Annotated in this window: 8 protein-coding genes; 4 read left to right on the forward strand and 4 right to left on the reverse strand. The window is 41.7% G+C overall.

The window, feature by feature from the left end:
• Positions 1–63: 63 nt before the first annotated feature.
• The 3 genes from torA to torE are packed head-to-tail and all read right to left on the reverse strand — an operon-like array spanning position 64 to position 3948.
• A complete protein-coding gene (gene torA, locus AACW90_RS12710) occupies positions 64–2526 on the reverse strand; it encodes a trimethylamine-N-oxide reductase TorA (protein ID WP_390234955.1) in 2463 nt (820 codons plus the stop codon).
• A gap of 18 nt (positions 2527–2544) precedes the next feature.
• Positions 2545–3729: a pentaheme c-type cytochrome TorC gene (torC, locus tag AACW90_RS12715; RefSeq protein WP_390234957.1), complete on the reverse strand. Its 1185-nt coding sequence runs from the start codon at positions 3727–3729 to the stop codon at positions 2545–2547.
• A gap of 42 nt (positions 3730–3771) precedes the next feature.
• Positions 3772–3948 carry a trimethylamine N-oxide reductase system protein TorE gene (torE, locus tag AACW90_RS12720; protein WP_195702968.1) on the reverse strand — a complete coding sequence of 59 codons (177 nt, stop codon included), beginning with the start codon at positions 3946–3948 and terminating at the stop codon, positions 3772–3774.
• Between the two features lie 452 nt (positions 3949–4400).
• Between torE and AACW90_RS12725 the strand changes: the two genes are divergently transcribed.
• The 3 genes from AACW90_RS12725 (at position 4401) to AACW90_RS12735 (ending at position 6713) form a co-directional block, all read left to right on the forward strand.
• Complete coding sequence (locus tag AACW90_RS12725; protein WP_390234959.1) at positions 4401–5186, forward strand: ABC transporter permease; 786 nt, start codon at positions 4401–4403, stop codon at positions 5184–5186.
• A 437-nt stretch (positions 5187–5623) separates the two neighbouring features.
• A complete protein-coding gene (locus AACW90_RS12730) occupies positions 5624–5857 on the forward strand; it encodes a TIGR02647 family protein (RefSeq protein WP_195702966.1) in 234 nt (77 codons plus the stop codon).
• Positions 5858–5870: 13 nt separating this feature from the next.
• The gene (locus tag AACW90_RS12735; RefSeq protein ID WP_390234962.1) at positions 5871–6713 is read left to right on the forward strand and encodes an NAD(P)H-binding protein; all 843 of its coding nucleotides are present in this window, start codon (positions 5871–5873) and stop codon (positions 6711–6713) included.
• A 204-nt stretch (positions 6714–6917) separates the two neighbouring features.
• Here the strand turns inward: AACW90_RS12735 and AACW90_RS12740 are convergent, their stop codons facing one another.
• A complete protein-coding gene (locus tag AACW90_RS12740) occupies positions 6918–8765 on the reverse strand; it encodes a M3 family metallopeptidase (RefSeq protein WP_390234963.1) in 1848 nt (615 codons plus the stop codon).
• 136 nt (positions 8766–8901) lie between these two features.
• Between AACW90_RS12740 and AACW90_RS12745 the strand changes: the two genes are divergently transcribed.
• Positions 8902–9246, forward strand: a complete 345-nt coding sequence (locus AACW90_RS12745) for a YajD family HNH nuclease (protein ID WP_195702963.1) — start codon at positions 8902–8904, stop codon at positions 9244–9246.
• The last annotated feature ends 177 nt before the right edge of the window (positions 9247–9423 follow it).

The following is a 9423-nucleotide window of genomic DNA, read 5'->3' on the forward strand; positions in this document are numbered from 1 at the left end:
TACAAAAAATGCCGCCCTATAAAGGTCGGCATTTTTATGTTACTTAGGCAATGAACAACTTACTTACGCTTTCATCTCGATTGGCCCACCAAACGAGGTTACCGGCGGTAACTCACCTACAAATTTCTCAAAATCAACCAAACAGGTGTTCGCTGACGTCGCTTGAGACAATTCTGATGCAGGAATATCCTGAGTCAACGTATTTGGATCGCCATAGGTATCGATAGAACCCACTTTTTCGTTAGCAGGACCATACCATGCACCCTCTTCGATACGAACCACGCCTTGGGCATAAGAGTCCATCAACACAGCACCAGCAAGAAGCTGACCACGATCGTTAAATACCCTTACCATATCTCCGTCTTTGATGCCTTTCGCTTTTGCATCCTCAGGATTAAGGTAGATAGGCTCTCGACCATTAACTGCGTAGGTTGATCTTATCTCCTCGGACTCACACATTTGTGAGTGAAGACGCTTATCAGGGTGACAAGACTGTAGCCAGTACGGATGTTTATCTGAGCCCGGACCACCATGTGAACGTTCACTTTTCTCGAACCACATTGGGTGTTCTTGACACTCTTCATAACCAAAACGACCAATCTTACGGCTAGAAATTTCTAAGAAACCGGAAGGTGTACCTAATGCATTGGTTTCAGGGTCATCACGGAATGCTGCATGGCGAACCCAAGGTTTACCTTTACCCGCATCGAAATACCCTTTTTCCCAGAATGCATCAAATTCAGGCAGCTCAAATTTACCCGTATTCGCCTTACGACATTCGCTATATAGATGTTGCACCCACTGCATCTCATTCATGCCGCGAGTATATTCTTTATCACGACCAAAGCGTTTGGTCAGCTCAGTCATAATATCGAAATCAGATTTCGATTCAAATAGTGGCTCAACCAATTTCTGCATGGCGACTAATCCACGCTTAGAATATGAACCGTATCCATCTAAATCATTACGTTCCCATTGCGTACAAGCGGGAAGAACGATATCGGAGAAACGACAACTTGCTGTCCACGTAAAATCTACCGTTACAACGGTTTGAAGATTTTGGAACGCTTTCTTCATATTGTTACGGTCTTGATGGTGATGCCATGGGTTGCAACCTGAGATAACCATCATCTTGTAACCCGGTAGTTTAACCGTATTACCGTTATGGCGAATCTCTTTACCCGGATCGGTTAAGCAATCAATCCAACGAGCCACCGGAATGACATTGCTGTAGCCGTTAAAATCGTTATTATCCCATTTTGGCTTAGTGCCTTGTTCTGGGTTACGAGGGAAGCTACCCGGGCTTGCAAATTCAGTTGAAGGAACACCAATAGAGCTATAATGGTGACCATAAGAAACACCACCACCAGGCAGACCAACTTGACCAAGCATCGCCGCTAAAACCGCGCCCATCCAATATGGTTGCTCACCGTGTTGCTGACGTTGGATTGACCAACCAAATAGAAGCTGCGTGCGACCATTTGTCAGCATACGTGCGAACTCACGAATCTTGTCTGCACTGATACCACATATTTCCGCTGCCCATTCTGGCGTTTTTTCTACTTTGTCTTTTGTTTCGCCGTTTACATAAGCGATGAACTCTTCAAAACCTAAGCAGTACGTGTCGACAAAATCTTCGTCGTACAGCTCTTCTTTATACAAAGTATGTGCAAGCGCTAACATAAATGGAACATCTGTTTGCGGATGAATATACATGTGATCGTTGTTGAAGAAACGTTGTGATTTGTTCTTAACTGGGTCAACCGATATCAGGTTGATATCACCCTTCGCTACTTTCTCTTTCAGCTGATCGAGATACTCAAATGATTCGTGAGTTTCACAGTTCCAACCGACTTGAAGATTTTTAACTGGATCGTTCGCCCAAAGAATAATGTTGTCACTGTTCTCTAAGATCTCTGACCAAGAAGTACCTTGAGCGTACACCTCTGTTGAACCTAAAACATACGGTAAGATAGTTTGACCAGCACCCGTCGAGTAGTCACCGACTTTCTTAATAAAGTTGCCGTGCATTGCAACCGCGCGTTGCATGTGGTTACCAGAAGAGTGAACCTGACCAGTTTGACGCCAACCAGTTTGACCAGCATGAAGAGCCCAAGGACCGTAGTCTTTCTGAACGCGTTCTAACTCATTGTAGAAGTGGTCGATAGCCTCATCCCAGCTAACACGAACAAAACGGTTGTTACCACGTGTGTCGGCTGCATATTTGTGTTTCTTAAGCCAATCTAAACGTATCATTGGGTAACGTACACGTGAAGGGCTATAAATGATCCCTTTTATGCCGTTGAGCATTTCGGTTGGGTGCTTGTCTAGCTCAAGTGGCTTGATATCCTGCACTTTACCGTCTTGTACTAGCGCGCGAAATGCACCCCAGTGTGACCCAGTTGTTTTCCATGTACCAGCATCCGCAGCGCTTGCTTTTGCTGACATTAACAAACTAGGACCAATTACAGATACAGCGCTCGTTGCTGCTGCACCCTTAAGAAAGCTTCTTCTTGTTATAGTCATAGGGTTACTCCTTAAAGCTTAATGGCTATCTTCAGAGAAATCTGAAGAGTGTTTTTGTAAATATTTTAAGATGAGGGCTTCCGTATCTGTATCGAAATTTACGAATGCCAGCATTCCGTTGAACATGCCAGGCCAAGTATTCGTATCGAAATGACCCTCTTCTGGTTGTGAGTGACATGTAGAGCAGTTTGATTGATACGCGACTTTGGCTTTTTCCCAAATTGGATCAATGCTATTGATTGCGGTTTCTTTCTTCATCCAGAGTTTCGCCGTGACTCGTTGCCAAGGCAGACCCGTTAACTCATCCACTTTCTTTTCGTGTTTCTTAATAATTTTCTTATTTTTTGCCGCTGCTTTCGTTAATGAAGCAACACCAATATTCATACCAAACTCTTCTTGGATTACACGCGCAAATCCGCGAGCTTTACGCCAACCTTCTAATTGAATTTGAATCGCATCACCTTCTTGGTCGATGATAATAGCGCTCGATGCGGGCATGATTTTTCCTGCATCAACGGTCATTGCCGAATCTTCAAAAAGCGCCAAATGTCTTAACGTGGTAATACTTTGACCAATGTCATAGTTGGTCTCAGTTGCGATTTCTTCCAACGCTTCCATCATATCGCCCGCGCCGTTCATACCTTCTGGCAATTTGTGTGCAATACCTTTATGACAATCAATACAACTTTGATCTTTTTCTGCCGCTAATTTCATCTGTGTTTGCGCAGCTGGAGACATTGAGTCAAAATCCATCGAGTCATAGTTATGGCAGTTTTTACACTCTAGAGAGCCATTTGCTGAGAATCTGTCCCACTCATGCTGTGCCAGAGCTTTACGACGCTCTTCAAATACACCAGGCTCGTCATAATTACCAAATACCTGAGCGAATACTTCTTTAGATGCCTGCATTTTGCGCGCAATCTTATCAGTCCACTCATGAGGAACATGGCAATCTGGGCAGGTTGCCCGTACACCAGAGTTATTTTTCCAGTGAACGGTTTCTTGAAGCTCCTTGTACACATTTTCCTCCATCGTGTGGCAACTGATGCAGAACTCTTCAGTATTGGTTGCTTCTAGAGCAGTATTGAAACCACCCCAAAAAATCACGCCGGCGATAAAACCACCTAGCGTTAACACGCCCAAGCTAATATGCAACGCTGGTCGCGTCATGGTTGTCCAAAGTTTTTTAATTAAGGCAATCATATTTGGTTCTCTAAAAATTGAGTGTTTAAAAGGAGAAAAGTATTAACCGTGAATGCCCGGAGGCCCCATGAAAAAGACTTGCATAAACCAAATTAAAAATCCGTAACCGCCGACTAAGGCAACGCTTAAAACAGGAAACAGAACCACGGATATAATAAGAAAAGATTTCCATTCCAGAGATCTGGTTTCGCCATCCATGCTTTTGTTAACATTTTTCATACATTTACTCGCTATGTAACTAATATCAGCCAATCAATGTCCGAGGTTATCGAACAACAATTCATTTGTTATTGTAAATTTTAAGCCCATTAAAATGTTTGCTTCAATAACCTTAGGCCTTATGTACCAAGTTATTCACGGCTTTTTTGATGTGAAACGAAGATGTGTTTTATTAATGTTTTATGTGAATAGATATAAACGGATATGTAAAAATAATATCGGTTTATTTTTTGATAAAAAGAGATTAACTCGAGTGAAAAATCATCATTTTTTAGTGGTTTTTGCCTAATCTCGACAGATATTGGCGGTAATATAAAAGTCTGGCCCCACTTATTTTGACGCCGAAAATGTTATCGATTTGTAAAATCACTTCAGGAGCACACAGTAAATAATCACTGTTCATTTCAAAATGCGGTATGCTAATCATTACCTCTTATTTGATAAAAAAAATCATGCAGACAGCCTTAGATATTTCTTGGATACAGCTTTCGCTCTTCTCGCTTGTGCTTCTTGTTCCTTTGTATATTAATCATCGATATCAGCTGGAACTGATGAAGGATATGATAACCGCCACCATTAGAATGGCTGTCCAACTTATATTAGTAGGGTTTTATTTGGAATTTGTTTTTCAAACCAATAACCTATTACTCAATTTATTATGGTTGGTCATCATGGTTGTTGTCGGAAGTAACGCGATAATTTCTAAAGCCAAGCTACCCACGAGGCTGTTATTTGTACCAGTTTTAACAGGTTTATTGATAGGATTGACCCCCCTACTTTTCATTCTAACTTTCGCCGTCATTCAACCGACCCCTTTATATAGTGCTCAATACATTATCCCTCTATCTGGAATGCTACTTGGCAATAGTTTGAGTGGGAATATCGTCGCGCTGCAAAATCTTTATGACGCGTTTGAACAACGCAAATCTGAATACGAAGCGGCTATCTCTTTAGGTGCCTCACCGCAGTACGCGTCTATCCCTTTTGTTCGTGTCGCGATGCAAAAATCCTTAGCACCAATCCTTGCCTCTATGGCAACAACAGGGGTAGTTACACTACCGGGTATGATGACAGGGCAAATATTAGGCGGCACTAGCCCAATGATTGCCATCAAATACCAGATGATAATTTTGATCGCTATCTTTGTCATGATGTCCATTTCAATAACAATTACGCTTCAATTAAGCTTAAAAAAGACCCTTACTAAAGAAGGTAGAGTGAGGGTAAAATTTCTTTAAAAATAGCTTGCGCTTATGAAAAGCTCATTCTCATTAGTGTTTCACATTTTATCCACAGATATTGTGGATAAACACTTGTATGATTGAGTTCTATTGGTTATTTTTTTATATCCATTTGACATAAAAAGGCCGGCATTCTCATACTGACCTTGCAGACAAAACGCAGATATTCCAATTATTTCGCTCATTTTTTAAACCAAGTTAAAACTTCATTACACTTATTTTGTATGTAACTTCCTACACGCTATAAAGGTGATGTTTTTTATTGTTTTTAGCTATATCCTAAGGCAAGTGCTTTCCCTACAATAACGCTGTATATTGCTCTAAAACTAACCATTTCCATCATAGCTAACAGTTTTTTGCACGGATTCTTGTTCCGAAGTGCAATGCAATTTAATGTTGATGGCAGATAAAGATAAATCGTTAAGGAATTAAACATGAAATATACAGAAGAAAACATCACCGAACTTAATCTACTTCTCCAGTTCGATATAAGCAGCGCAGCAAAGGGGATCAAAGTTCACAATGACGCATCAGAAGAACTACAAGCGGCAGTGAAACGTTTATATGCAAAAAATCTATGTACCATGTCAGACGGCGGTTATTTGACGAATGAAGGTATTGAAGTAGCTGAGCACGCTGACAAAGTATTACGTATCCTTTCCGTGTAATTGAGAGCCGTTAATGACTAGCATTGCTATCGTTGGAGCAGGTTGGCTTGGCCTTCCGCTAACACAACGCCTACATGCTGAAGGACAATCCGTTTTCGGCACAAGGACTACATCAGAAAGGCTCGAAGAATTGGAAAAATTATCCCTTCCTTGCTTTGCGATGAACCTTGATTCTGAACACTCGGTAGCAAACCCACTGATCATAAACCAATTGCAATCTCGTAACGTGCAAACCCTTGTCGGCGCTTTCCCTCCTGGATTCAAAAAAGGTCAAGGAGAAGCGTATTCCAATCAATGGCAGGCCCTGGTTAATAGCGCGTTAAAAGCCGGAGTGAAGAAAATCGTTATGATCAGCTCCACATCGGCTTACTCTAATGCTAACCAAACGATGTTTGAACATGACGCCTGTTTGTCTTTAGCAGAAAATAATGACCTATTCTCTGAAAATGCACGCACCATGTTGACTGCCGAGCAATCGCTAATCGATTCAGGGATAGATTATGTGATATTGCGATGTTCGGGGTTATTCGGTCCAAACCGTCACCCCGCCCGCTTTGTCAGTAAAATGACCAGTATTAGTAACGTCGCACCCGTTAATATGGTGCACTTAGAAGACGTCATCAATGCGGTGATATTTAGCTTAAGCAATATCACCAATCAAGTCGTTAATGTTACATCGCCTAATACCGTGACAAAATACGAATTTTACAATCAGGCGATACTGAACAGCGACGAGGAATCACAGATGCCTGAATTGAACAATATACCTGCAAAGAGAATCAGTGCAGAGAAAATTGTCCAGTTAGGTTTTCAGTTTCAATATGGAAACGTTGTCGATGGCTTAAGCCACTGTTAAGTTAGTACATCTTTCGCATTCAACATTCTCCCCATGAAAATGGGGGTCTAAACTCACCAAAATTCCCGTTTTCACGGGAATGACGAAGTATTTAGCACTAACCGAACAGCATTGCACCAAGGTTGGGTCCTTAGGCCAATTCAGGTCAATTTATCACCGGAATAACGGGCTACTAGAGCACTTGTATACAGCAACCCGCAATGCTCATTTACTGTATACTTGACTTATATATCCCTCAAACGCTTCACACATCGCATCATCCGACTGTTCATTCAACGCTAAGATTGTCGACCCATCAACAATTTTGATCTTCGCATTGAGTGGTTTTACCGCCGTGCGTTCACGCGACGCAAGAGCAGATATTTTATCTTGTTCTATTCGCCACGCTTCATCCGAGGTCAAGTTACACTCATCAGCGAGATATTTCGCATTGAAGCCTTCCCCAGTTAAAGCTTGTATAGATTGTGTGTGTGACACACTGTTTCCTGCCGCCCAGTAATGTTTCGCCATTAACGGGCCAATGCTAGGGTTATCGGTTAGATAGCCAAATTTTTTCGTAAAATAGGCCCGCGTTTGATAGACCGCCATATGTGCCAATAGATAACCTTGATAAGCACAAGCAGACTCATCAGAAAGAAGATGAGGAATCGCCATAAGTGGCCTAGGACTGCACTCTAAACCAAGTATCTTTCTCTCAGATTCACGCGCGAGCTTAGTCACCTGCTCTGGGGACAATTCATCATCACTTAATAGATATAAATCCCGTTCAAAATAAGGCACCACCAAAATGCTTCGTTCTTCGTAAGCTTTGAATGGTTGCTTACTATCTATCATCCCTTTTATCACTTCTTGAGTAACCGACTCACCACTTGCATTTAATGCATATTGTTTTAACCAATCTCCGTCCGTGAGCAGGCTGTCGCAAAACATCGATTGTGTTTCAGCATAGGCCATTGAGGTTGGTGCAAATTCCTGAGAAAAACAAGGTGCATTCATTTTAACATTGGCAAAATGAGCGGCATGACCGCCTTCATGGAAAAGCGTATTGATACCGTCGTACCCACTACCCATTTGGTCTGGCTTAGCGTTACTCGTAAAATTAACCTTTGCCGCTACCCAGTTTCCTTGGTCATAAAAAGAAGGAATAGGGCCATGGCAGAAACCATTTGGATATTTGCCCTTTCTGTCCAACAAATCAAGCGTAAGCTCCGCCCCTGAATAGTCAATATTCAAGCGACCGAACGATTCAATCCAACGTCGCAAAGATTGAGAAAAAGGAACGTACTGATCTAAATCCCTCATCGCGTCACCAGCAAAAGAGAACACAAAGTTATGCGCTGACAGTGCCTGAACGCCTTTCTCATTAACTAGGTTCTTTAGGCTACCTAAATGACCTTTTTGAGTTTGTTGTTCGAAATCATCTAAAATAGAGAACAGTTGAGCCGTGGTCATTTGCTCTGTTTTCTCTATCGAATAGTCAAAAAATGTCTTATATCCCAATGAACGAGCAAACTGGTTTCTCAGCTTCACTAATTCCAAAAGCCCATTTTCGAGTAACCATTGCTCTAGGTCGAGAAGAGCATGATGCGCCGACTCTCTCACTTTCTCATTATCATGAGTACGAATGACTGCCCCTATCGTCGGGAGCGAACCTTCAAGTCTTACACCATTTTCATCGGTGTAATGCATAATATGATTCTGTTTTTTCTCGAACAAATCCGCTTCAAACTGAATCAGTTTTTCTTTTAATTGTTGTGCTTCTCTCGACTCGATAGAATGCGCCTGAAACATTGCAAGCCATCCAGACAGGCTAACGATGGTTTGTCGTTTTTCTTCAGGGTCCTTTATACTACTGGCTACATCTATTTGCGCCTTTAACTCATTAATCTTCAGTGGATTACTTAAGTATTGAGTCCATTGAGTTTGCGCCTTTGTCGATCCTTCATGGTCATCACTGATTCCCATGTACGTTTCCCAAAAAAAGTCTTCTTTCTCTTTATGGATAGCGAGATATTTTTGATTCAATTTATTGAGGTAACTGGTTGCTGTCATGATATTTTTTTCATTTATAGATACACGCCTTTCATATTAGCATGCATCGTTTAAATCCGCTTTTTGCTTTTATATATTGGCTCGTATTGTGTTACGCTAAGGCAGATTTTTAGGTGGTAGAAAGTTAGGAGTTAACATGGCGTCAGATTTTTATGGTAGTAGTGCAGCATATGCTCGCAAAGAAAGTGATTACCGCGATAGAGCATTAAAAATGTATCCGTGGGTGTGCGGGAATTGTGCGCGCGAGTTTGTATATTCAAATCTGCGAGAGCTAACGGTTCATCACAAAGACCATGACCATACCAATAACCCTAATGACGGTAGCAATTGGGAGTTACTGTGTATTTATTGTCATGATCATGAGCATTCAAAATATACCGACCATGACCAATATGGTACTGAGATTAAACCAGGACAAGATGAGCACGAAAGTGCAACACACAATCCGTTTGCTGATCTTGCTAAGTTGATGAAAAAATAACAAATAAGAAGCCAACCTTATGATTGCAATGCCGTTCGGTTAGTGCCAAATGTACTACCGACCTCATAGGTAACACTTTAAACCGGTCACATAGGTAACACTTATGTTGGCCGGATTACTCGACCAACTACTTCATCTACGATCCCTAATTTTAGAGTTCCAAAATGCAGCAACCAG

It is taken from the genome of Vibrio frigidus, from assembly GCF_042465995.1.
Lineage (GTDB): Bacteria > Pseudomonadota > Gammaproteobacteria > Enterobacterales > Vibrionaceae > Vibrio.

What these genes read in the sequence shown, in the direction of transcription:
- AACW90_RS12730 (WP_195702966.1), top strand. Translation starts at nt 5,624, where the DNA reads ATGAAATATACAGAAGAAAACATCACCGAACTTAATCTACTTCTCCAG.
- AACW90_RS12725 (WP_390234959.1), top strand. Translation starts at nt 4,401, where the DNA reads ATGCAGACAGCCTTAGATATTTCTTGGATACAGCTTTCGCTCTTCTCG.
- AACW90_RS12735 (WP_390234962.1), top strand. Translation starts at nt 5,871, where the DNA reads ATGACTAGCATTGCTATCGTTGGAGCAGGTTGGCTTGGCCTTCCGCTA.
- torE (WP_195702968.1), bottom strand. Translation starts at nt 3,948, where the DNA reads ATGAAAAATGTTAACAAAAGCATGGATGGCGAAACCAGATCTCTGGAA.
- torC (WP_390234957.1), bottom strand. Translation starts at nt 3,729, where the DNA reads ATGATTGCCTTAATTAAAAAACTTTGGACAACCATGACGCGACCAGCG.
- torA (WP_390234955.1), bottom strand. Translation starts at nt 2,526, where the DNA reads ATGACTATAACAAGAAGAAGCTTTCTTAAGGGTGCAGCAGCAACGAGC.
- AACW90_RS12740 (WP_390234963.1), bottom strand. Translation starts at nt 8,765, where the DNA reads ATGACAGCAACCAGTTACCTCAATAAATTGAATCAAAAATATCTCGCT.
- AACW90_RS12745 (WP_195702963.1), top strand. Translation starts at nt 8,902, where the DNA reads ATGGCGTCAGATTTTTATGGTAGTAGTGCAGCATATGCTCGCAAAGAA.